At 59.7% G+C, this 22,447-nt stretch carries 21 protein-coding genes and 2 pseudogenes; 7 read left to right on the top strand and 16 right to left on the bottom strand.

Annotation, left to right across the window (positions count from 1 at the left end; genetic code table 11):
• Positions 1 to 297 precede the first annotated feature (297 nt).
• From VC352_RS18660 to VC352_RS18605, 12 genes and pseudogenes are all read right to left on the bottom strand, one after another.
• On the bottom strand, positions 298 to 3,060 hold the full coding sequence (locus tag VC352_RS18660; RefSeq protein WP_322981010.1) for a hypothetical protein: 2,763 nt from the start codon (positions 3,058 to 3,060) through the stop codon (positions 298 to 300).
• A 162-nt stretch (positions 3,061 to 3,222) separates the two neighbouring features.
• Positions 3,223 to 3,411 (bottom strand): annotated as a pseudogene (locus tag VC352_RS18655) (NYN domain-containing protein); the annotation flags it as partial.
• 90 nt (positions 3,412 to 3,501) lie between these two features.
• Positions 3,502 to 5,292: an ABC transporter ATP-binding protein/permease gene (locus VC352_RS18650; RefSeq protein ID WP_322981009.1), complete on the bottom strand. Its 1,791-nt coding sequence runs from the start codon at positions 5,290 to 5,292 to the stop codon at positions 3,502 to 3,504.
• Positions 5,293 to 5,449: 157 nt separating this feature from the next.
• On the bottom strand, positions 5,450 to 5,653 hold the full coding sequence (locus tag VC352_RS18645) for a hypothetical protein (RefSeq protein ID WP_322981008.1): 204 nt from the start codon (positions 5,651 to 5,653) through the stop codon (positions 5,450 to 5,452).
• A 78-nt stretch (positions 5,654 to 5,731) separates the two neighbouring features.
• Positions 5,732 to 7,243: a SulP family inorganic anion transporter gene (locus VC352_RS18640; RefSeq protein ID WP_322981007.1), complete on the bottom strand. Its 1,512-nt coding sequence runs from the start codon at positions 7,241 to 7,243 to the stop codon at positions 5,732 to 5,734.
• Between the two features lie 86 nt (positions 7,244 to 7,329).
• Positions 7,330 to 8,061 carry a carbonic anhydrase gene (locus tag VC352_RS18635; RefSeq protein ID WP_322981006.1) on the bottom strand — a complete coding sequence of 244 codons (732 nt, stop codon included), beginning with the start codon at positions 8,059 to 8,061 and terminating at the stop codon, positions 7,330 to 7,332.
• A 294-nt stretch (positions 8,062 to 8,355) separates the two neighbouring features.
• Entirely contained in the window at positions 8,356 to 8,589 is a 234-nt protein-coding gene (locus VC352_RS18630; protein ID WP_322981005.1) for a hypothetical protein, read from the bottom strand.
• Between the two features lie 119 nt (positions 8,590 to 8,708).
• Positions 8,709 to 9,398, bottom strand: coding sequence for a lipopolysaccharide kinase InaA family protein (locus VC352_RS18625; protein ID WP_322981004.1), 690 nt, complete (start codon positions 9,396 to 9,398; stop codon positions 8,709 to 8,711).
• A 141-nt stretch (positions 9,399 to 9,539) separates the two neighbouring features.
• Positions 9,540 to 11,186, bottom strand: a complete 1,647-nt coding sequence (groL, locus tag VC352_RS18620; RefSeq protein ID WP_322981003.1) for a chaperonin GroEL — start codon at positions 11,184 to 11,186, stop codon at positions 9,540 to 9,542.
• 47 nt (positions 11,187 to 11,233) lie between these two features.
• On the bottom strand, positions 11,234 to 11,527 hold the full coding sequence (locus tag VC352_RS18615) for a co-chaperone GroES (RefSeq protein WP_021700385.1): 294 nt from the start codon (positions 11,525 to 11,527) through the stop codon (positions 11,234 to 11,236).
• Between the two features lie 234 nt (positions 11,528 to 11,761).
• Complete coding sequence (locus VC352_RS18610) at positions 11,762 to 12,211, bottom strand: FxsA family protein (protein ID WP_322981002.1); 450 nt, start codon at positions 12,209 to 12,211, stop codon at positions 11,762 to 11,764.
• 71 nt (positions 12,212 to 12,282) lie between these two features.
• Positions 12,283 to 13,011: a HugZ family protein gene (locus tag VC352_RS18605; protein ID WP_322981001.1), complete on the bottom strand. Its 729-nt coding sequence runs from the start codon at positions 13,009 to 13,011 to the stop codon at positions 12,283 to 12,285.
• A gap of 108 nt (positions 13,012 to 13,119) precedes the next feature.
• On the opposite strand from VC352_RS18605, the gene VC352_RS18600 reads away from it, so the two are divergent.
• Positions 13,120 to 13,878, top strand: coding sequence for an SDR family oxidoreductase (locus VC352_RS18600; RefSeq protein ID WP_322981000.1), 759 nt, complete (start codon positions 13,120 to 13,122; stop codon positions 13,876 to 13,878).
• Between the two features lie 91 nt (positions 13,879 to 13,969).
• Here VC352_RS18600 and VC352_RS18595 read toward each other — a convergent pair whose 3' ends face one another.
• A complete protein-coding gene (locus tag VC352_RS18595; RefSeq protein ID WP_322980999.1) occupies positions 13,970 to 14,938 on the bottom strand; it encodes a polyprenyl synthetase family protein in 969 nt (322 codons plus the stop codon).
• A 246-nt stretch (positions 14,939 to 15,184) separates the two neighbouring features.
• Here VC352_RS18595 and rplU point away from each other — a divergent pair, with 246 nt between their 5' ends.
• The 5 genes and pseudogenes from rplU to VC352_RS18570 form a co-directional block, all read left to right on the top strand.
• A complete protein-coding gene (gene rplU / locus VC352_RS18590; protein ID WP_159973539.1) occupies positions 15,185 to 15,496 on the top strand; it encodes a 50S ribosomal protein L21 in 312 nt (103 codons plus the stop codon).
• A gap of 37 nt (positions 15,497 to 15,533) precedes the next feature.
• Entirely contained in the window at positions 15,534 to 15,791 is a 258-nt protein-coding gene (gene rpmA, locus VC352_RS18585; RefSeq protein ID WP_322980998.1) for a 50S ribosomal protein L27, read from the top strand.
• A gap of 140 nt (positions 15,792 to 15,931) precedes the next feature.
• Entirely contained in the window at positions 15,932 to 17,152 is a 1,221-nt protein-coding gene (gene cgtA / locus VC352_RS18580) for an Obg family GTPase CgtA (RefSeq protein WP_322980997.1), read from the top strand.
• Positions 17,153 to 17,233: 81 nt separating this feature from the next.
• A complete protein-coding gene (gene proB / locus VC352_RS18575; RefSeq protein ID WP_322980996.1) occupies positions 17,234 to 18,352 on the top strand; it encodes a glutamate 5-kinase in 1,119 nt (372 codons plus the stop codon).
• 25 nt (positions 18,353 to 18,377) lie between these two features.
• Positions 18,378 to 18,827, top strand: a pseudogene (locus tag VC352_RS18570) (CreA family protein); the annotation flags it as partial.
• Between the two features lie 63 nt (positions 18,828 to 18,890).
• Here the strand turns inward: VC352_RS18570 and mqo are convergent.
• Both mqo and VC352_RS18560 read right to left on the bottom strand, forming a co-directional pair.
• Complete coding sequence (gene mqo, locus VC352_RS18565) at positions 18,891 to 20,390, bottom strand: malate dehydrogenase (quinone) (RefSeq protein WP_322980995.1); 1,500 nt, start codon at positions 20,388 to 20,390, stop codon at positions 18,891 to 18,893.
• A gap of 511 nt (positions 20,391 to 20,901) precedes the next feature.
• Entirely contained in the window at positions 20,902 to 21,135 is a 234-nt protein-coding gene (locus VC352_RS18560; RefSeq protein WP_322980994.1) for a hypothetical protein, read from the bottom strand.
• A 175-nt stretch (positions 21,136 to 21,310) separates the two neighbouring features.
• On the opposite strand from VC352_RS18560, the gene VC352_RS18555 reads away from it, so the two are divergent.
• Positions 21,311 to 21,895 (top strand): YajG family lipoprotein, encoded by a 585-nt coding sequence (locus VC352_RS18555; protein WP_322980993.1) that lies wholly within the window; start codon positions 21,311 to 21,313, stop codon positions 21,893 to 21,895.
• Between the two features lie 57 nt (positions 21,896 to 21,952).
• On the opposite strand, the gene VC352_RS18550 is transcribed toward VC352_RS18555, so the two are convergent.
• The gene (locus tag VC352_RS18550; protein ID WP_322980992.1) at positions 21,953 to 22,159 is read right to left on the bottom strand and encodes a hypothetical protein; all 207 of its coding nucleotides are present in this window, start codon (positions 22,157 to 22,159) and stop codon (positions 21,953 to 21,955) included.
• Between the last annotated feature and the right edge of the window lie 288 nt (positions 22,160 to 22,447).

Raw genomic sequence — 22,447 nt, 5'->3', positions numbered from 1 at the left:
GCGGGACGGGTATCTAACCCTGCAGGTGTCACCCATGTGACTGAACTTTTTTGTAACCCATGTGAGTGACTCGTACAGCCCCGCCATCCGGGTCTCGCTTCGCTCGACTCCCCTCACTCCATCGTCGCTCCGAGGGCCCGCCGCGAAGGGCCATCCCTGGCCCATCGCGGCTCTCGCGGCATCCATGCCGCTAAACCCTCTACACAACGATTCCGTTCGGCCTTCTGAAGGGGCGGTTGGTGGCAGTAAAGGTGATTTGCTTAATTTAAAAAGGCAAAAAGTATCTAGAAGAGTCTTTCAATATCTACTGACTCCAATTAAATCAAATACGTCAGATAGGTCCGTGGTGTCGTGGTTATCTTCCCAGAAACCAAATGGGCCTTTTCCTTCTTGTGAATCAAGTTTTACATGGCGAGAGATGAGTGCTATCAGTCCAGCTTGTGCCGCTTTAGGTTGTCCTTTTACCATCAAAAGTAAGTTGTTTTGATGTGGGGTTATTGAGGAGTGGCGCTGAAGTATCTCGTCAATTATTGGGTCGATTTTGTTGTTGAAGGAGTAAAGATAGAGGGCGCCTGACCACCAGTTGTCGTTAGTTAATGCGGTTATGTCGATTGATCTAGTTCTGCTAAGCTCTTCAGAGGCTAAGTATTCTTGATATCGTAAGTGGCCGAATCCGTATGTTTCTTCATCAGGTGTCCGTTTTAAGATATTGCAGGTGTTGATTAGGTCGTCTATTAAATTTGTTATTTTGGTTTTTGAGACTCTTTGGTTTAGGCCTTCGCTAAGATATTTTTCAATGTCTACTCTGTAGGCTGATCGAAGTTTTCTTCTATGCATTTGATAAGCTATTTTTCTACAGCAATTTTCTAGTGTAGATGTGCTGTTTGAGGTTCTTTTGATGTTTTTATGTTGATCGTAAGATCCGCAAAGTAGCTCTATCTTGCTCTTGTAAATCTCGGGTTCGTTCTCGGGTATAGGTACCCCGTTTTCGTGTAGGCTGCAAATAATAGTGGCTAGCAAGGGATTTCTAGCTACTTCAAAGATGTCCTTTTCCTGTATGTTCTCCCAGAGGTTGACTCTTCTCTCTTCAGAGTTTATCCATCCGAAAATAAACTTTTTCAGTTGTTCTTTAGTGAAGGGTAAAAGAGTTATTCCTAGGAATTCAATTTCTTTTAAGTACTTCACGCAGTCGCGAGAGGATGTAATTACTTGTGCGTGCGAGATTTTTCTTGGTATTTCTGATAATGCCTTGATTATCCAGGTGGCGTTGTTGGCGGCTTCATCTAAAGCATCGATTATTATGGTCGCCTTTTTCTTATTTTTAAGGTGCGCTATTAGTGCTTGCTTGTTATCGGGGGTGGGTGGGATTTCTTTATATAGTAGGAATGCTCCAATTAAGGATTCTAAGCTGGAGCCCCCTGATAGTACTCTTTCTCTATGCTCGGGCTCTAGCTTTCCTAATTTACTAGTAACTCTGTTGAGTGGAATGAATAAAACTTCGTCATGTTTGCCTTTGTTCTTGTAAAGCTTCTCTGCGTAAACATGGAGTGTAGTGGATTTGCCGGCGCCTGCTTCGCCATAGACTGAGATGTTACAGCCGGAGTCAAAAAGTACATGGGCGGAAATGTCCATTACTTTGGGGTTTTGTCTGTTGTTATGAAGATGGAACTTTACAGTTTCGCACAAGGATTTCTTGGTGATGTTGTCTATGCATCGAAGCAATACGTTAATGGTGTCAAGGATTTTCTTTGTTTCCGAGGTTGTGAGCTCTCGATTATTGAGTTTTTCGATGGTTTGACTAATGCGCTTGATTTCGCTGTTTATTGTTTTGCAGACTTCGTCAGGGTCTATTCTGGCAATGTATTTGGGTGGTGGAATGATTTGATGCTCTATTTCTTTTTTTTGTTTTTCAGCATCTATTGCTGCGTCAATGTTTAGAAGATATTTATGAAGCGCTTCAGAGACTTTTTTGTTGGTGTTTATGTAGGGTGATTCTTTATGAATGTCTCTCAAGCTGTTGAGCGATTGTTTGCCTGAGGTTGGTGTTAATTCTATTTCTGCTTTGTTGATAAGCTCAAATAGATTTTCTAGGTCATCTATCTCGGATGGCTGTGTAGTTGAAATTGATCTTTTTTGAGTTAGCGTTGCGGCCACCTCTTTTTTTAAATCTATAATTATTTTTTGTGAGGTGTTTATTCTGCTTTGTGCTTGGTCGTGCAGGCGTTTGTATTCCAGTATTTTGGTTCGATTTTCTTTGTTCGTATGTTCTTTGTACTTGTTTTTGAACGCCTCTTCAGTTTCTTCTTGAGGGTCGATTATTAGTTTGGTCTCGCAGATGTGTGATAGCCACTCGTCAAGCTTGATAAGTGCATCCCATTCTTCTTTTGAGTGCTCCTGGCTTCCGTTAAAGGAGGAAATTATCTCTGAAGCTAAAACGGTCGTGCTTTCAGTTTCTCCAACGAAGAAGCTTAGGTCGGAATAATATTCTGAGTAGGGTGTTCCTGAGTCAATGTGCAATGCCCTGTGTAGCTCAAGGTTTTTTGTTTCTCCATCTATCATTGTGGTGGCTTGCTCCACAGGTGTCGATATCTCGCTAAATGCCTCTGGCCAGTGTTTCTCTAGTAGGCTGCATAGTTTTGGGGCGTCTATAACTAGTATTTCATTTATGGATATGAGTTCAAATTGATCTCTCAGGTGTCTGGTATCTATTTCATATGGGGTGATGAGTATTGTTTTTGATGGTGTTCTCAGGTGTCCATCGCTGCATGGTATTTTTTTAGATAGGCAAAGGCGTAGTTGATGTACTATTTCGCTAAATTTTTGAGAGCTAGCTGATAATCTTTTTGTTTTTAACATCTTTGACTGTATGACGGTGACTTCTGTCTCTAGGAAGTCATTAGTTTTTGTTGCAATTATATCTTTTCCTTCTTCGTTAGCCCCGCCATGGAAATCAACATAGGTGTATCCTATTTTTCTAAGTAAAGGTATTACTATGTTGCGGCTAAAATCATCCTCGTGCATTGAGGTTATTTTTTTGAGGAATAATGTATGCTTTTCCATATGTTATTTCTAATTTGATCGGCGAAATTATTAAGGAATTGGTGTTTTCGAAAGATTTACTTTGTGAGAGCGATACTGTAGGCGGCTTATTCTTGGCTTGCCATTTGGTGAGATTCTTGGCCCCCTAATGCGTGGGCTGCCTGATCGACTGGATTCAATAATCAAGCAGCACTTTTCCCAAGTGCCCAGGTTGGGCTGCGTCCAGTCGCCGTAGATGCGCTTGACGCTGGCAACGCCGTACTTGGCGATTTCCTCGAAAAGACCTTCAACGATAGCGGCCGGTGCGTTATCCGCATCGATCAAAACAGCGAGGTGTTTGTGCTGGCGGGAGGGGGAGGGCTTGTTGGCCATGGTGCATCCTTGCGAGGGCGATGCACCGACCTTACTGCGAAATGATGGCTCTGCGCCATAGCCCGAAAGGCTATGGCGCTTTGCGTTGAATCAGCCGTTGCGGCTGCTCAGTTGCCAGTTGCCTTTGCCGTCCAGGTCGAGCTGGTGGCTGTGGAAGGGGGCGAGGGTGTGGCGGTGGCCGACGCTGATTAGCAGGGTGTCGGGCAACTCGCGGCGCAGCAGGGTGTAGAGCGATTGTTCCAGGCCTTCGTCCATCGCCGAGCTGGATTCGTCGAGGAAGGCCACCGCCGGGCGGTTGTAGAGCAGGCGGGCGAAGGCCAGGCGTTGTTGTTCGCCCAGGGACAATACGCGGCTCCAGTCGCCGGGTTCGTCCAGGCGATTAGCCAGGTGCGGCAGGCACACGTGCTCCAGCACCTGTTGCATGCGCTCGCGGTCGTCGCCTGGTTCTGCGGGGTAGGCGAGGGCGCTGCGCAGGTCGCCCAGTGGCAGGTAGGGGCGCTGGGCGAGGAACAGCGCCTGGTGCCCGGTGGGCCGCGCTACCTGGCCGTCGGCGTAGGGCCAGAGGCCGGCGAGGGCGCGCAGCAGGGTGGTTTTGCCACAGCCGGAGGGGCCGCGTACCAGCAGGGCCTGGCCTGCGTGCAGGTCGAGGTTGAGGCCATCGACCAGCAGTTGGCCGTCAGGGCGTTGCAGGTGCAGGTTTTCGACGTGCAAGCCGCTGGCCTGCGCGTTGGTGGTGACGTGCGGCAGATCGCGGGCCTGCTGGTTGGCGTCGAGCAGGCCGCTCAAGCGGTCGAGGGTGGCGCGGTACTGGGCGAAGGTGTCGTAGCTGCTGCGGAAGAACGACAGGGCGTCTTGTACTTCGCCGAAGGCCTGTGCGGTCTGCATCACGTCGCCGAGCTTGATGGCGCCGCTGAAGAAGCGCGGCGCCTGGAGGATGAAGGGGAAGACCACGGCCACCTGGCTGACGGCGAGGTTGAAGCCGTCGAACTTCAGGCTCCTGAAGACCAGCGCCCAGAGGTTGTCGATCAGTGCGCCGAAGCGGCCGAGCAGGGTGCGCCGCTCCACGTCACGGCCCTGGTAGAAGGCGACGTTCTCGGCATATTCACGCAGGCGCACCAGGGCGTAACGGAAGTTGGCTGAGCGCTGCTCGTTGAGGAAGTTCAGGCGGATCAGCGGGCGGCCGAGGCGGAAGGCGATCAGCGTGGCGATGATCACGTAGATGTACACGGCGAATACCATCGCCCGTGGGACTTCCACGCCGGCGACCGTCAGCGGTGCGGAGAGCCCCCAGAGGATGGCGCTGAAGGCCACCAGCGAAACCAGCGAGCTGACCGCGCCGAGCGAGAGCTTGAGCGAGCCGGAGACGAAGGCGGCGACATCCAGTTCGATGCGCTGGTCGGGGTTGTCGATGGGCTGGTCGAGGAACTGGCCACGGTAGTAGGCATCGCCCTTGAGCCAGTCATCGGTCAGGCGCTGGTTGAGCCAGGTGCGCCAGTGGATGCTCAACGCTTGGTTGACGTAGTAGGCAAACAGCGCCCGCGCTACGTGGATGCTGGCGAGGATGGCGAAGATGCCCAGCATGAACCAGAACGCCTTTTGATCCAGCTCCTGTAGGGCGCTGTAGAAGCCGTTGTACCAGAAGGAGAACAGCACGTTCATGCGCACCGCGAACAGCGATAGGAGCAGGAGCAGGGCGAAGGTCAGCAGCGGTCGCCAGTTGTTGCGTGGGCTCAGGTAGGGCCCGGCGATCTGCCAGAATTGCCCACCCCAGCGGGTGAACCGCACCAGGGCGAAGGCGGTGAGGCTGAAGCCGACGAGGGTGCACAGTGAAGCGATGGCCAGCCAGATCAGGCTGTCGGTAAGGGCTTGGTGCCAATCCATAAGGTGTGGGTTCCGCGATGCTTCGACAGGGAGGGGCCGAGACGGCAGACGTGAGTTATACGCCTGTGTTGCAGACTTTTCGCCGTTTCGTTGGTTCCTGCGCTGGCTGCCTTTGTAGAAGTCGGACGGCTGCCGTTCAGGTTGCTAACAACCGCTGCTATTGCGTCTGCTTCAGCGCCTCTTGCAGGCGCCGATTGTTGGCTGCGTTGGTCTGGTCGATCTGCTGCTTGAGCTGCTGCATCTGCTGCTGGGCCTGTTGCGCCTGCTTGGCTTGCAGGCTGGCGGTGGCGGCGGTTTCACCCGCGCCACAGGCGCCAAGGTTGAGCAGCAGGGCAAGGGTGCAAAGATGGGGCAGGCGCATGGTGGGCTCCAGGTGAGTGGCAACTGCAATAGAGTCGCCGATTTCGCCTGATTTGTATGTGCCACCATGCGCAATCTGTCAGGCCAGCGCGGTGCGCTGTCGGCCTTCCACGCGCCGTTTCAGCGCGGCGCCTTCGACGATCTCCAGGCCGCCACCCTGGGCGCGGGCAGAACGGCCCCAGTCTTCCAGCAGTTCCATGCAGGCGTGGTCGATATAGCTGACCCGCGCCAGGCTCAGGTGCAGGCGGGTGCCGGGTTCGACGCTGGCCAGCACCTTGGCCAACTGCGGTACGCGCAGGAAGGTGGCGGCGCCGCTCATGCGCAGCTCGGCGCTTTCGGAGCCGGTCGGTACCAGCTTGATGCGCAGGCGCGAGGCGTTCCATACCAGCTTCAGCAGGGTCAGGCCGAAGCCCACCAGCACGCCGGTCAGCAGGTCGGTGAAGACGATGCACAGCGCGGTGGCGATGTAGATGAACACCGGCGCGCGCCCGTACTGACCGAGGCTGCGCATGGCCTTGGGATCGACCAGCTTGCAACCGGTATACACCAGCACAGCGCCGAGGCTGGCCACCGGGATGCTTTGCAGCACGCCGGGCAGCAAGGCGACCAGGGCGAGCAGCCAGGCACCATGGAGGATGGTCGAGGTACGGCCACGGGCACCGGCCTGCACGTTGGCCGAGCTGCGTACGATCACGCCGGTCATCGGCAGGGCGCCGACTGCACCGCAGAGGATGTTGCCGATACCCTGGGCGGACAGCTCCCGATTGAAGTGCGCGCGCGGGCCATCGTGCATGCGGTCGACGGCAGCGGCGGACAGCAGCGTCTCGGCGCTGGCGATAAAGGCCAGGGCCAGGGCGGCGACCAGCAATTGTGGATCGGCCAGGCTGGCCAGCCCTTGCGGGGTGATCCAGTCGATGGCATCGCCGAGGTTGGCCGGCAGCTCCACGCGTTTGACCGGCAGTGCCAGCCACAGGCTGGCCAGAGTGGCGAGGGTCACGCCGACCAGGGCGCCGGGCAGGAAACGCAGGGGCGCCGGACGAAAGCGTTCCCACAGCCAGATGCTGGCGATGGTGCCGAGGCCGACCGCGCCGGCGATCATGGCGTTACCGCCGGCCAGGCTCAGCGCATCGAGCATGGCGCCGGGGAAGGCCAGCAGGTTGTCCAGGCCCGATGCCTGCGGCGAGGCATCGATCATCACGTGCACCTGCGACAGCACGATGAGGATGCCGATACCGGCGAGCATGCCGTAGACCACCGCCGGTGCCGTGACACGAAACCAGCCGCCCAGGCGCAGCGTGCCGGCGGCGAGTTGGATCAGGCCGGCCAGCAGCAGTACGGGGCCGAGCGCGGCCATGCCATGGGTGCGTACCAGTTCGAACACCAGCACCGCGAGGCCAGCCGCCGGGCCGCTGACCTGCAGCGGTGCGCCGGCGATGAAACCGACCACCAGGCCGCCGATGATACCGGTGATCAGGCCCTTGGCGGGTGGCATCCCGGAGGCGATGGCGATGCCCATGCACAGCGGCAGGGCGACGAGAAAGACCACCACGGACGCCAGCGCGTCCCGTGGCAGTGTGCGAAATACATTCATGAGATTGTCTCTCCTTGCCCAACGCGTGGGCAAAAGCAGGCCATGCCCGCGCCTTGATCGGCGCAGGCATAGGGGAATTGGGGGGATCAGGCGTTGGCGTAGCGCGGTTGCGGGGTGGCGCAGGGCTGCTCGTCGCCGTCGAGCGCCAGGAACTTGCCCGAGGCCGCGTCGTAGGCGCGGATACCCCCGCTGTCGATGTCGTAGACCCAGCCGTGGATATGCAGTTGGCCGCTGGCCAGGCGTGCGGCGACGGACGGGTGGGTACGCAGGTGATCGAGCTGGGCGACGACGTTTTCTTCGGTCAGCACGCCAAGGGTTTCATGGGCGCTGCCGCAGTTGCAGTTGTCCGCGACCACGCTGCGTGCCACTTCGGCATGGCGCAGCCAGGCGCGCACCGTGGGCATGCCATCGAGGCTGGCCGGGTTGAGCACGGCTTTCATTGCGCCGCAGTCGGAGTGGCCGCAGACGATGATGTGTTGCACGCCAAGCGCCAGCACCGCGTATTCGATGGCGGTGGATACGCCACCGTTCATCTGCCCGTAGGGCGGCACCACGTTGCCCACGTTACGGGTGACGAACAGGGTGCCGGGGTCACTCTGGGTGATCAGCTCGGGGACGATGCGCGAATCGGCGCAGGTGATGAACATGGCGCTGGGCGATTGCGCCGAGGCCAGGCGCTTGAACAGAGCCTGCTGCTGCGGGTAGACCTCCTGGCGAAAACGTCGAAAGCCCTGAATGAGCTGGTGCAGGGCGGCCTGGGCCTGATCCTTGGGTACGGGGCGCAGGGGGGTACCGGTTCGGGAAGCGGTTGAGTTCATCGTTGAATCTCCTGTCATTTTCATGAGTGACGTTCTCGACTGCTGACCAAACGCCTGTGACCTGCCGGTCACTTCCAGGGCAACGATAAGGATTCTTACTTAAGCAAAACTGAACGGGCCGCTCTAAAACGCCACTATGCCGGCGTTTTCCCATTGGTAGGGCGCACTCAGGAGCGCAGCGAACAGTGCGCCGTTGTTTGGCCTGATCGCAAAGCGTGGGAATGCTAGGGTATTGGCTGCTAGCGATTGACTTGAGCGGCCGGCGTACCGGCCACCCCAGGAGTCAGGCGAACGTTACTGCTCGCCTTTCATGGCCGTTTGCAGGCCGAACATGAGCAGCAGCAGGTTGGCGTCTGGCTGAATATCCGTTTGCACTTGTTTGCGTACGAGAGGGATGCTGCAGGGTATTGCGCTGCAATCGCGCGCTTCCAGAATGCGCGGGCCCGGTTGCTGCCAGGCTGCCGCGGCAACAGCCGTGATGCCAAGGGCGGCGACGAGGAATGCACCTCTAGCGATTTCTAATTTCATTTTGCTAACCCTTTGATGGCGCTACCGAACGCTCTTTGGTAACCCTAGTCGATCACGGATCAGGTCAGAAGTTTCCTGACCAATGGTTACGGCCTGATGACGGGCCGTTCGGGTGAGGTTCAGAGTTTCTTCAGGCCACCCGGGTAGACACGGGCGTAACCCTCGAGGAGCTGTTGCCAATCCTCGTCGCTCCAGGGGCTGTGCCGGCGTAGTTGGCGCAGGTCATGGCGTGCAGCGCGCGACCGGCTCAGGCGTTGGCGGCTTTTCTCCAGATCGAGCAAGGCTACCTGAGGCAGGTCGCCATTCATGCGCACGAACACATGTTTGGCGTACAGGCAGCCGTGCTGCCAACGACCCAGGTTCATTCGCGCCAGGGTTGCCCCGATTTGTTGCATCAGCAGAGCATGCTTGGCTTCGCCACAGGCCCCGCGTCCACCTTTGGCATACCACTGCTCGACATGCTCGAAGCCTTCCAGTGCTTCGGTGACCAGTACGCCACGCCAGCCCTGTACTGGATCATTGTCGATGCCGCAGTAGACCAGGCGCGGCACCCGCACACCCAATTTATTCAAGGAGAGCAGGGCGCGGCGTTCGCGCAGGAGAGTCAGGCGCCCGAAGGGATGCAGCAGGCTGCGGTAGACGTGGCCGATCTGGCGTTTGGCGTAGAGCACGCTACCCCGATCAGACAAACGTTGTACGCCACTTTCGCCGCCACGGCGGACGTTGGGTTCTTCGACCCATTCGCCTTGGCGTTGCCACCACTCTTGGAAGGTATCTTGGGGGATGTCATGTGAAATGCTGATGGGCATGTTGTTGTTCTTCTTTTGCTTGAGCGTTCATGGTGCGCCGAGGCGAGTCGGTCGCGAAATTCAAGCAAGGTTCATTCCCACGCCCATAAAAAACCCCGCGGCAAGCGCGGGGTTCTTCTTACTGCGAGGGAGCCGGTCGGCTTACATCATGCCGCCCATGCCACCCATACCGCCCATGCCGCCCATATCAGGCATGGCCGGAGCCTTGTCGTCAGCCGCGTCGGCAACCATGGCCTCGGTGGTGATCATCAGGCCGCCGATGGATGCAGCAGCTTGCAGGGCCGAACGGGTAACCTTGGCCGGGTCGAGAATACCCATCTCGATCATGTCGCCGTAGGTATCGGTAGCAGCGTTGAAGCCGAAGTTGCCCGAACCTTGCTTGACCTTGTCGACCACTACGCTCGGCTCGCCGCCAGCGTTGGAAACGATCTGACGCAGCGGCGCTTCGACAGCGCGACGCAGCAGAGCGATACCGACGTTCTGGTCTTCGTTGTCGCCTTTCAGGCCGTCGATGGCCTGCAGGGCGCGCACCAGGGCCACACCACCGCCAGGCACAACGCCTTCTTCCACTGCAGCACGGGTAGCGTGCAGGGCGTCTTCAACGCGAGCTTTCTTCTCTTTCATCTCGACTTCGGTGGCAGCGCCAACCTTGATCACGGCAACACCGCCAGCCAGCTTGGCCAGACGCTCTTGCAGCTTCTCTTTGTCGTAGTCGGAAGAGGTTTCTTCGACCTGCTTGCGGATCTGTGCAACGCGGGCTTCGATGTCGGCCTGGGCACCAGCACCATCGATGATGGTGGTGTTGTCCTTGTTCAACACGACGCGCTTGGCGTTACCCAGGTGCTCCAGAGTGGCGCTTTCCAGGGACAGGCCAACTTCTTCGGAGATCACGGTACCGCCGGTCAGGATGGCGATGTCCTGCAGCATGGCCTTGCGGCGGTCGCCGAAGCCCGGAGCCTTGACGGCTGCGACTTTGACGATGCCACGCATGTTGTTGACTACCAGGGTAGCCAGGGCTTCGCCTTCGACGTCTTCAGCCACGATCAGCAGCGGACGGCCAGCCTTGGCAACGGCTTCCAGAACCGGCAGCAGTTCGCGGATGTTGCTGATCTTCTTGTCGACCAGCAGCAGCAGCGGGCCGTCCAGCTCGGCCACCATGGTGTCCGGCTTGTTGATGAAGTAGGGGGACAGGTAGCCACGGTCGAACTGCATGCCTTCTACGACGGACAGTTCGTTTTCCAGGCCCGAGCCTTCTTCGACGGTGATGACGCCTTCTTTGCCGACCTTGTTCATCGCTTCGGCGATGATGTCACCGATGGAGTTGTCGGAGTTGGCGGAGATGGTGCCGACCTGGGCGATGGCCTTGGAGTCGGTGCACGGCTTGGCCAGCTCTTTCAGTTGGGCAACGATGGCGGTGGTGGCCTTGTCGATGCCGCGCTTCAGGTCCATCGGGTTCATGCCGGCAGCGACGGACTTCAGGCCTTCGTTGACGATGGCTTGAGCCAGAACGGTGGCGGTGGTGGTGCCGTCACCGGCAGCGTCGTTGGCCTTGGAGGCAACGTCTTTAACCAGTTGGGCGCCCATGTTTTCGAAGGCGTCTTTCAGTTCGATTTCCTTGGCAACCGAAACACCGTCTTTGGTGATGGTCGGGGCGCCGAAGGATTTGGCCAGCACCACGTTACGGCCTTTCGGGCCGAGGGTGGCTTTTACGGCGTCGGCCAGTACGTTGACGCCAACGAGCATTTTCTTGCGGGCGGAATCGCCAAACTTGACTTCTTTAGCAGCCATGTTGATTGCTCCTCAATTCTTGATGGTTATCCGGAGATATGCGGGGATCAGGCTTCGATGACAGCGAGGATTTCGTGCTCACCCATGACCAGCAGGTCTTCGCCGTCGACCTTGACGGTGTTGCTGCCGGAGTAGGGGCCGAATACCACTTTGTCACCGACCTTGACGGCCAGCGGACGGACTTCGCCGTTGTCCAGAACCTTACCGGTACCGACGGCAACGACTTCACCTTGGTTCGGCTTCTCGGCGGCCGAACCCGGCAGCACGATGCCACCTGCGGTTTTGGTCTCTTCTTCGCTGCGACGGATCACGACGCGGTCATGCAGAGGACGAAGCTTCATTGTCGATCTCTCCTAACAATTGAATGGCCAACTTGCCGACTCTTGGTGGTCGGCGGGTTTGTAAAGTCCGGCTAGGCCGGGAGCGGCACGCTGGGCGCACCGCGAAAGTCGGACTGCCTCTGAGGGCAGGCACCTTGCGGTGACTGGTAGATGTGGGCGGGCAAGGGCATTTCAAGGGGCGGGGTAAAAATTTTTTACAGCGCGGGCGCCGCGAACGGGCGCCCGTGAACGGGATCAGTCGCGACGTTCGTACTCGCCTTCGAGCACGTTGGGATGGGTCTTGCCGGTGCGCGCAGCGGCGTCGTCGAAGAAGGCGCGCTGGCGCAGGGCTTGCTCCTGGGCGCGGCGACGGATCTTGCCGACCAGCAGGCGGCGGGTGAAGGGGATCAGGCAGAGTACGCCGAAAATATCGCTGATGAAGCCCGGCAGCAGCAGCAGGCCGCCGCCGACGGCGATCAGCAGGCCTTCGAGCATCTCTTGCTCAGGCATTTCACCGCGTGCCAGTTTTTCCCGGGCGCGCCAGGCGGTGGCGACGCCCGCGACGCGCAGCAGGACGCTGCCGAGGATGCCGGTGCCGATCACCAGCAACACCGTGGGCAGCACGCCGATGGCGCTGCCGACCTTGATCAGCACGGCCAGTTCGATGATCGGGAACAGCAGGAACAGAAACAGAAACGCACGCATGGCTTTGGGATCCTGGGCGGAAGCAAGCTTCCAGTAGGGACTAAATATGGGGTACTGGCCTGAATTCAAGCTTAAGCGTCACCAGACTCAGGCCATTTGTCGGCGCGGGCCAGCGCCACCAGGGCTTCGCGCACCTGCCCCGGGTTTTTGCAGGCCGTTGGGAAGGGCAGCCAATGCAGGCCCTGACCGATGCGCAAGTGGAAACCTTCACAGTCGACAGCGACCATCTCGGCAGGTTCATGCTCGGGCAGCCCGGCCAGTTGCACGTAATGGGCGATGGCGCTGGCATGATCGTCATTCATGTGCTCGACCATGCTGGCCTCGCTGCCATCGGTAGCGAATGAATTGTGCTGGGCGACCTCGTCGAGCCAGTGGATCGCACCAAAACCACCGATGAAACGCCAGCGCACGGGTTCCAGCCGCCAGAAATCGAAGTCGTGCGCCCGATGGTAGTCGCGTGACTGGGGGAAAAAGCGGTAATAACGCTGTGCGGCCGCTTCGATTTCGCTCTCGTCATGCAACTGTCGTGCTTCGGCGAGCAGAGTGAGGCGGCCGGCTGCCTGCACATCCTCTGCGCCGCGCTCGCCGATCAGCAGCGAGCACTTGGCATCCTGCTTGAGGTTGTGGGTGTGTTGGGCAATGCGGCTGATGAGGATCAGTGGTCGGCCTTCGGCGTCCAGGCAGTAGGGCACCACCGATCCGAACGGGAAACCCGGCATGGCCTTGGAGTGGGTGCTGAGCACGCCACGGTATTCCTTGAGCAGCAATTCTCGTGCATGCTTGCCGGCTTTCACGCTCACCTTATGACTCCTCGCAGAAGATCCGTCATAAACGGACAGACGCCCTAGCATAGCGCTTCGGGGTGTCAGCGGGGTTGATAGATGCTGCACATCTAGGGGATGTAAGCGATGCAACTCAAAGACAAGGTCATCATCATCACGGGCGGTTGCCAGGGGCTGGGCCGCGCCATGGGCGAATACCTGGCGGCGAAGGGCGCCAAGCTGGCGCTGGTCGACCTGAACCAGGAGAAACTCGACGAGGCCGTGGCTGCCTGCAAGGCTGCCGGTGGTGACGCCCGCGCCTACCTGTGCAACGTGGCCAATGAAGAGCAGGTCACGCACATGGTGGCCCAGGTGGCCGATGACTTCGGCGCCATCAACGGCCTGGTCAACAATGCCGGTATTCTGCGTGACGGCCTGACCATCCGCGTTAAGGATGGCGAAATGACCAAGATGAGCCTGGCGCAGTGGCAGTCGGTGATCGACGTCAACCTGACCGGTGTGTTTCTCTGCACCCGTGAAGTGGCGGCGAAGATGATCGAGCTGAAGAACGAAGGCGCGATCATCAATATCTCCTCCATTTCCCGCGCCGGTAACATGGGGCAGGCCAACTACTCCGCCGCCAAGGCCGGTGTTGCGGCTGACACCGTGGTCTGGGCCAAGGAGCTGGCGCGCTACGGTATTCGTGTGGCGGGCGTGGCGCCGGGCTTCATCGAAACCGAAATGACCGGCAGCATGAAACCGGAAGCGCTGGAGAAGATGACGGCCGGCATTCCGCTCAAACGTATGGGCAAGCCAGCCGAGATCGCGCACTCGGTGGCTTATATCCTGGAGAACGACTACTACACCGGTCGCATCCTGGAGCTGGACGGCGGTCTGCGTCTGTAATCCATAGCGCTGAAATGAAAAACGCCCCGACTGGTTCGGGGCGTTTTTGTGTGTGGCTCGGGCGGTGTGCCGTTGTCCGCTGGGCGTTGCGTCAGTGCGTACGCGCGACAGCGAAGCGGCTCAACTCGACCAGCGCATCGCGGTATTCGCCGGCAGGCAGCACGTCCAGGCAGGCGATGGCGCGTTCGGCGTAGTCGCGGGCGAGCTGCGCGGTGTAATCCAGAGCGCCAGCGGCGTCCACGGCGGCGCGGATACTTTCCAGGTCTTCGATACCGCCCTTCTGAATGGCGCGGCGCACCAGGGCAGCCTGTTCTTCGCTGCCTTCACGCATGGTGTAGATCAGCGGCAGGGTCGGCTTGCCTTCGGCCAGGTCATCACCGACGTTCTTGCCCAGCTCGGCGGCGTCACCCTTGTAGTCGAGCAGGTCGTCTACCAGTTGGAAGGCAATGCCCAGGTGGTCCCCGAAGGTGCGCAGGGCTTCGCGCTGCGCTTCGTTGGCGCCGGCCAGGGCGGCGGCGGCATGGGTGGAGGCCTCGAACAGCATCGCGGTTTTGCCGCGAATCACTTCCATGTAGGTCTCTTCCGTGGTGCTGGCGTCGCGCACCTTGGACAGTTGCAATACTTCGCCTTCGGCGATCACGCGGGTGGCGTGGGAGAGGATCTTCATCACCGGCATGGAGCCGAGCTCGACCATCATTTCGAACGAGCGTGAATAAAGGAAGTCGCCCACCAGTACGCTTGGAGCGTTGCCCCATTGGGCGTTGGCGGTGCTGCGACCACGGCGCATGTCGGACATGTCGACCACATCGTCGTGCAGCAGGGTGGCGGTGTGCAGGAACTCGATGGTGGCAGCCAGCAGGCGCAGGTCATCGGCCTGGTAGCCCAATGCGCGGCCGCTGAGCAGTGCCAGCAGCGGACGCAGGCGTTTGCCGCCAGCGGAGATGATATAGTCGCCGATCTTTTCCACCAGCGGCACGCGGGAAACCACCTGCTGGCGAATGATGCCATCGACGGCGGTGAAATCGTCCGCTACCACGCGGTAGAAAGCCTGGGGTTGCATCGGCGACAGGTGCTCCTTTGAGGTTGCGCGGCATGCTAGGTGGCGGGGGGGGGGCTGTCAAGGTAAGCGCCTGCGGCCCTTGCGCCGTGTCCAGCGCTTGCGTACAATCGCGCACCCTGAACTTCCCCCTGGGCATTTCCCTGCCTTACGCAATTGCAAGGGTGTCACTTCCGGCCCCAAGCAGCCATGCCAGCCAATAACCATGCTACTAAAGCGCTGGGTGAGCAGGATCAACGGAGATTTACCATGTACGCAGTAATTGTTACCGGTGGCAAGCAATACAAAGTTGCCGAAGGCGAGTTCCTGAAAGTCGAGAAACTCGAAGTCGCTACCGGTGAAGCCATCACCTTCGACCGCGTTCTGCTGGTCGCTAATGGTGATGATGTCAAGATCGGTGCTCCGGTCGTTGACGGCGCCAAAGTGGTTGCCGAAGTCGTTTCGCAAGGCCGTCACGACAAAGTGCGCATCATCAAGTTCCGCCGTCGTAAGCACCACATGAAGCGTCAGGGCCACCGTCAGTGGTTCACTGAGATCAAAATCACCGGCATCCAGGCCTGATTCGTCGGCCCCGATCCCTTTATAGGAGTATTGACTCATGGCACACAAAAAAGCTGGCGGTTCTACCCGTAACGGCCGCGATTCCGAAAGTAAACGCCTTGGCGTGAAAATGTACGGTGGCCAGGTCATCAAGGCCGGCAACATCATCGTGCGTCAGCGCGGCACCCAGTTCCACCCCGGTTTCGGTGTGGGCATGGGCAAGGATCACACCCTCTTCGCCAAAGTCGAAGGCGTGATCAAGTTCGAAGTGAAGGGCGCTTTCGGCCGTCGCTACGTGAGCGTCGTTCAGGCCTAATCGCCTACGCGCTGGAAAAGCCCTGTCCGTAGGACGGGGCTTTTTTGTTTGTGTATCTTTGGTTCGCTTGCCAGATCCGCTAGCTCTGGATGATCCGGCAAGCGTTCCCCTAGCCCGCAGATGAAGCGGGAGGCATATCCATGAAATTCGTCGACGAAGTATCGATATTTGTAAAAGCCGGTGACGGCGGTAACGGCATGATGGCCTTCCGTCGTGAGAAATTCATCGAGAAGGGTGGCCCCAACGGGGGCGATGGCGGTGACGGTGGCTCGGTGTTCCTCGAAGCCGACGAGAACCTCAACACCCTGATCGACTACCGCTACACCCGCAAATTCTTCGCCCAGAACGGTGAGAAAGGCGGCAGCACCGATTGCACCGGTGCCAAGGGCGAGGATCTGATCCTGCCGGTGCCGGTCGGCACCACGGTGATCGACGTTGCCACTCAGGAAGTCATCGGTGATCTGGTCAAGGCCGGTCAGCGCCTGATGGTCGCTCAGGGTGGCTGGCATGGCCTGGGCAACACCCGCTTCAAGTCCAGCACCAACCGTGCGCCACGGCAGACCACGCCGGGCAAGCCGGGTGATCAGCGTGATCTCAAGCTGGAGCTGAAGGTGTTGGCCGACGTCGGTCTGCTGGGCCTGCCCAATGCTGGCAAGAGCACCTTCATTCGCGCCGTATCGGCTGCCAAGCCGAAGGTCGCCGATTACCCCTTCACCACCCTGGTGCCGAACCTGGGCGTAGTCAGCGTCGACCGCTTCAAGAGCTTCGTCGTGGCCGACATTCCCGGTCTGATCGAAGGCGCCTCGGAAGGTGCCGGCCTGGGTATTCGCTTCCTCAAGCACCTGGCGCGCACGCGCCTGTTGCTGCACCTGGTGGACATGGCGCCGCTGGACGAGAGCGATCCGGCCGAAGCGGCGCAGGTGATCATCGACGAGCTGGGCCGCTTCAGCCCGGCGCTGGCCGAGCGTGATCGCTGGCTGGTGCTGAACAAGATGGATCAGATTCCCGAAGAGGAGCGCGAGGCGCGCAAGGCCGATATCGTCGCGCGCCTGAACTGGGAAGGCCCGGTCTACGTGGTGTCGGCCATCAGCCGCGACGGCACCGAGCGTATCTGCCGCGACATCATGCATTACCTGGAAGTGCGCGGTGAGCGCATCGCCGAGGATCCGGTATTCGCCGAAGAGCTGGCCGAGTTGGATCAGCGCATCGAGGACGAGGCTCGTGCCCGTCTGCAGGCCATGGATGACCAGCGTGCACTGCGTAAATCGGGTGTGCGCAGCGTCGACGACATCGACGAAGACGATGACTTCTTCGATGATGAAGATGACGACGGCCCGGAAATCATTTACGTCCGGGATTAAGCAAATTTCCAACGCCGCTTAATTGCGGCGTTTTTGTAGGTGGGCTGGAGCCCATCGTTTTCTGGCTAAGGTTGGAAGATCATGCGTGACAAGGTGACCGGCGCGCAGCGCTGGGTGGTGAAGATTGGCAGTGCCTTGCTGACCGCTGACGGGCGCGGGCTGGATCGTGCGGCCATGGCCGTGTGGGTCAAGCAGATGGTCGCGCTGCGCGAGCAGGGCGTGGAACTGGTGCTGGTGTCCTCCGGCGCGGTGGCGGCCGGCATGAGCCGCCTGGGCTGGATCAGTCGACCTAGCGCGATGCACGAACTGCAGGCCGCCGCTGCCATCGGCCAGATGGCTCTGGTGCAGGCCTGGGAGTCGAGCTTCGCCGAGCATGGCATGCGCACTGCGCAGATCCTTCTGACCCATGACGACCTGTCCGATCGCAAGCGTTACCTCAATGCGCGCAGCACCTTGCGCACCCTGGTCAATCTCGACGTGATCCCGGTGATCAACGAGAACGACACCGTGGTCACCGACGAGATCCGTTTCGGCGACAACGATACCCTGGCCGCGCTGGTGGCCAACCTGGTGGAGGCCGATCTGCTGGTGATCCTCACCGACCGCGACGGCATGTACAACGCCGACCCACGCCACAACCCGGATGCCGAGCTGATCTCCGAGGCGCGTGCCGATGATCCGGCCCTGGACGCTGTGGCTGGGGGCGTCGGTGGTGCGCTGGGGCGGGGCGGCATGCAGACCAAGTTGCGTGCCTCGCGTCTGGCTGCGCGCTCCGGTGCGTACACGGTCATCATCGGGGGGGCCATCGAGCAGGTGCTGGCTCGCCTGAAGAGCGGCGAGCGTCTGGGTACGCTGCTGGCGCCCGAGCGTGGTCTGCTGGCGGCGCGCAAGCAGTGGCTGGCGGGCCATCTGCAGACCCGTGGCACCCTGGTGCTGGACGCGGGAGCGGTCAAGGCGCTCAAACAGGATCACAAGAGCCTGCTGCCGGTTGGCGTGAAGGCCGTGCAGGGCAGCTTCCGCCGTGGCGAGATGGTGGTGTGCGTCGATCAGGAAGGCCGCGAGATTGCCCGCGGCCTGGCCAACTACAGTGCCCTGGAGGCGCAGAAGATCATCGGTCAGCCATCCGATGCCATCGAGAAATTACTGGGCTACGTGGATGAGCCCGAGTTGGTGCACCGCGATAACCTGATCCTGGTTTGACCCGTTTCAATCGGAGGAGCTTGTCATGCGTTCGTTCAAGGGATATGCGCTGAGCCTGCTGATGCTGCCGACGCTGGCAGCGGCAGATACCATCGGCGAGGTGTCGACCGTGTTCAAGTGGGTGGGGCCCAACGACAAGATCGTCGTCGAGGCCTTCGATGATCCCAAGGTCGATGGCGTGACCTGCTACCTGTCACGCGCCAAGACCGGTGGCGTTAAAGGTGGGCTGGGGTTGGCCGAGGATCGCGCTGAGGCTTCGATTGCCTGCCGTCAGGTCGGGCCCATCGCCTTCAGGGGCAAGCTCGAGGACGGCGAGGAAGTGTTCAAGGAGCGCACCTCGCTGGTGTTCAAGACCATGCAGGTGGTGCGTTTCTTCGATCAGAAGCGCAACACCTTGGTGTACCTGGTCTATAGCGATCGGGTGATTGAGGGCAGCCCGCAGAATGCGGTGACGGCCATCCCGATCCTGCCCTGGCGTCAGAGTGATGAGCCAATAAAAAACCGCCCCGAGGGGCGGTTTTTTGTGGGCGGGCGTCGATCAGGCGCTTGGCGTGTCGAGCTGCAGGCGCTGGTTCGATAGCGCCTGCACTTCGCGGTAACGCTCGGCGTCGGTGGCCAGCACCTTGGCCAGGGCCGGGAAGATCTCGTCCAGCTTGCTCGACCAGCCTTCGCTCTTGGTCTGCTGCGGGAAGCAGCGATGGATCAGATCGAGCATGATCGAGACGGTGACCGAAGCACCCGGCGAGGCGCCGAGCAGGGCAGCGATGCTGCCGTCCGCAGCCGCCACCAGTTCGGTGCCGAACTGCAGGATGCCGCCTTTCTTCGGATCCTTCTTGATGATCTGCACGCGCTGACCGGCCACTTCCAGGCGCCAGTCCTCGGCCTTGGCCTCCGGGTAGAAACCGCGCAGGGTTTCCAGGCGCTGCGCTTCGGACTGCATCACTTCCTTGATCAGGTAGCGGGTCAGATCCATGTTGTCGCGCGCCACCGCCAGCATCGGGCCGATGTTGTTGGGGCGTACCGACAGCGGCAGGTCGAGGAACGAGCCGAACTTGAGGAACTTGGTGGTGAAGCCGGCATACGGGCCGAACAGCAGGGATTTCTTGCCATCCACCACGCGGGTGTCGAGGTGCGGCACCGACATGGGCGGCGAGCCCACGGCAGCCTGGCTGTAGACCTTGGCCTGGTGCTGCTTGACGATTTCCGGGTTGTCGCAGCGCAGCCACTGGCCGCTCACCGGGAAGCCGCCGAAGCCCTTGCCTTCGGGGATGCCGGACAGTTGCAGCAACGGCAGCGCGCCGCCACCGGCACCGAGGAAGACGAACTTGCTCTTGAGCTGGCGGCTGGCGCCGGAACGGGTGTCCTTGATGCTGACCAGCCAGTGTTCGCCTTCACGCTTGAGGTCGGTGACCTTCTGGTTGCAGGTGACCTTGGCGTCCGGCAGGGAGCTCAGGTAATCGAGCATTTGCTGGGTGACCGCGCCGAAGTTGACGTCGGTACCGGCCTGCACGCGGGTCATGGCCAGTGGCTCATTGGCGTCGCGGCCTGGCAGCAGCAGTGGCGTCCAGTCGGCGATGGTGGCGCGATCCTCGGTGTATTCCATGTGCTCGAAGGCGTGATGCTGACGCAGCGCTTCGAAGCGTTTCTTGAGGAAAGCGATGCCGCTGTTGCCACGCACGAAGCTCATGTGCGGCACCGGGTTGATGAAGGACTTCGGCGATTTGATCGCGCCCTTGTCTACCAGGTAGGCCCAGAACTGTTTGGATTCTTCGAACTGGGTGTTGATGGTCACCGACTTCTTGATGTCGATGCTGCCATCGGAGCCTTCCGGGGTGTAGTTCAGCTCGCACAGGGCGGCATGGCCGGTGCCTGCGTTATTCCAGGGGTTGGAGCTTTCCACCGCGCCGGATTCACGCAGCTCCAGCACCTCCAGGGTGAGACCGGGGTCGAGTTCCTTGAGCAGCACGCCCAGGGTCGCACTCATGATGCCAGCGCCAACCAGCACCACATCTACGCTTTGGTAATCGTTATGCGCCATTAACCTCTCTCCAAGAAATACTGCACCAGATGGGCCGGCCTGCAGGCCTGCCGGGGCCATTCCGCTGGTTCAGGCTCCTCGCCTGGCCGTACGGAGGGGAGGGTTAAGGCTCCTTTCCACGGACGCCAATTCGTTCATTTTTCGCCACACTCTTGTGAAGTTGTTAAAACCGTTTTTTATCGCGCTCTTTTGGAGCGTCGAACCTCAAAAGCTCGTCTGCCTGGGCATGTCTTCGGCTCACGCATGGCATGCATTGCAGATGTGCAACAAGCGCTTGGTGCGGGCGGAGGACGACTGGCCGGGTGGCAGACGAAGTGGGCGACTCTCTGAGGCGGGGCCGAAACCTGAGCTTCGGTGAGGGGGTGCGGCCCGATCAGGAGGCGTCCTTATAATCGGGGCGTGAGTATAACGGTGAATGAAACGAAATTGATCGCCTGACGTGACTTTTATTGCGCGCGATGACTCGAGGTGACCGCTTTCTGACGGATCGTCATCTTCGATAGCCGGCGTGTCAGGCGGCCAGCGCGCGCCCTGTGCGCGCCGGTGCACTGTGCTCCATGACATGGGCGCTGGCAGGCAGGGGCGAGCCCAGCCAGGTCATGCGCGACTCATGGACTTCGACCCAGCGCCCATTGCTGGGGCATTCCCGACACTGACGCAAGGCGCAGCAGCGGCCTGTGGCATCGAGCAGGGCAAAGTGGCGCATCGGCTTGCTGGGGCTGAACAGGCGGCGCAGAGACAACATGGCGAAGCTTCCTATCAGGGTTCGGACTCTTTATGCCGCAACTCGGTGACAGGCCAATGACAGGAACTGGCGAGCCGGCTGGACGGTCGGATGATGCAGGTATGGCTGTCGGCGCCTGAGACTGCTGGGTATACTGCCAGCCACCTTTTTGCCATCCCTTTCGGAGAGATCGAGCATGCTGCATCGTGCGTTGTTCGCCCTGCTTGCCGCCGCCAGCCTGACGCTGGGCGGTTGTGCCCTCAGCCCTCAGCAACTCACCCCGCAACCCAAGCTCACCAGCTCGCTGACCCCGGTCGGTCAGGGCCAGCCGGTGGTCGTGCGTGTGGTCGACGGTCGTTCTTCGCCGGTACTCGGCACGCGTGGTGGTCTGTACCCGGAAACCAGCGCCATCAGCGTCAGCAGCGACTATGTGCTGCCGAAGCTGCAGGCCGAGGCTGAGGCCGCAGTGCGTCTGCTTGGCTTCACCCCGTCGCCCAATGCCTACAATGCGCCGCAACTGACCATCACCTTGGCTGACCTCAAGTACCAGTCGCCGAAGGAAGGGCTGTACGTCACCGAGGCTGATATTTCCGCCTCGATTCGCGCCGATGTGCAGAACTCCAGCCGTCGTTATACCGGCCGCTACGGTGCTTCGCTGAACCAGCGCTTCGGTACTGCGCCTAATCAGCAGACCAACACCAAGCTGGTGGGGGATGTGCTCAGTGATGCGCTGACCCGCGCGTTCAAGGATCCGACCATCGGCCAGATCCTGTCTCAGTAACAGCGCCCAGATACGCAAACGCCCCGCATCGCGGGGCGTTTTCTTTGGCGCAGACGGTCAGGCCGCTTCGTGGTAAAGCTCCGGCAGGCTCATGCCGGTACGGTTGTCGATATCCGGCAAGTCATAGTGCTCATGCCCACCCAGTGAGCAGTAGACCAGCCAATGCTGATCCTGAACGTTGAAAGAGAGTTCGTCGACCACGGCTTCCACGTCGTCCAGCGAGTCGATCAGGTAATCGCGATCCAGCGGTTGCGGATTGAGCATGGCGGTGTCCTCCTGGGACGTAAAGGGTGCGGCTCCAATGCAGGTGTGACTGCTGAGTCACGTTGAGTGATTCAAACCCTAGGCCAGGCGTGTGACAGTTTTCAGACGATTTCGAGATAGCGCGCTACGTTCGTCGGAAACGAACTTTCTAAAAGCAGCCTTTCGGTAAACTGCGCGACGTTTTGCGCCGCAGCCTGGAAGGCCTTTCTCATCGTTTTGCGGCCACTTTTCCCCGTTTTGGTGCGCCTGGGGCTAGGCGTGCACCATGCGGTTCACGAGGTTTTCGGC

Origin of the sequence: Pseudomonas sp. C11 (genome assembly GCF_034683865.1) — a bacterium.
Taxonomy (GTDB): domain Bacteria; phylum Pseudomonadota; class Gammaproteobacteria; order Pseudomonadales; family Pseudomonadaceae; genus Aquipseudomonas.
Note: the sequence above shows the minus strand (reverse complement) of the source record. Positions and strands in the feature narration are given on the sequence as shown.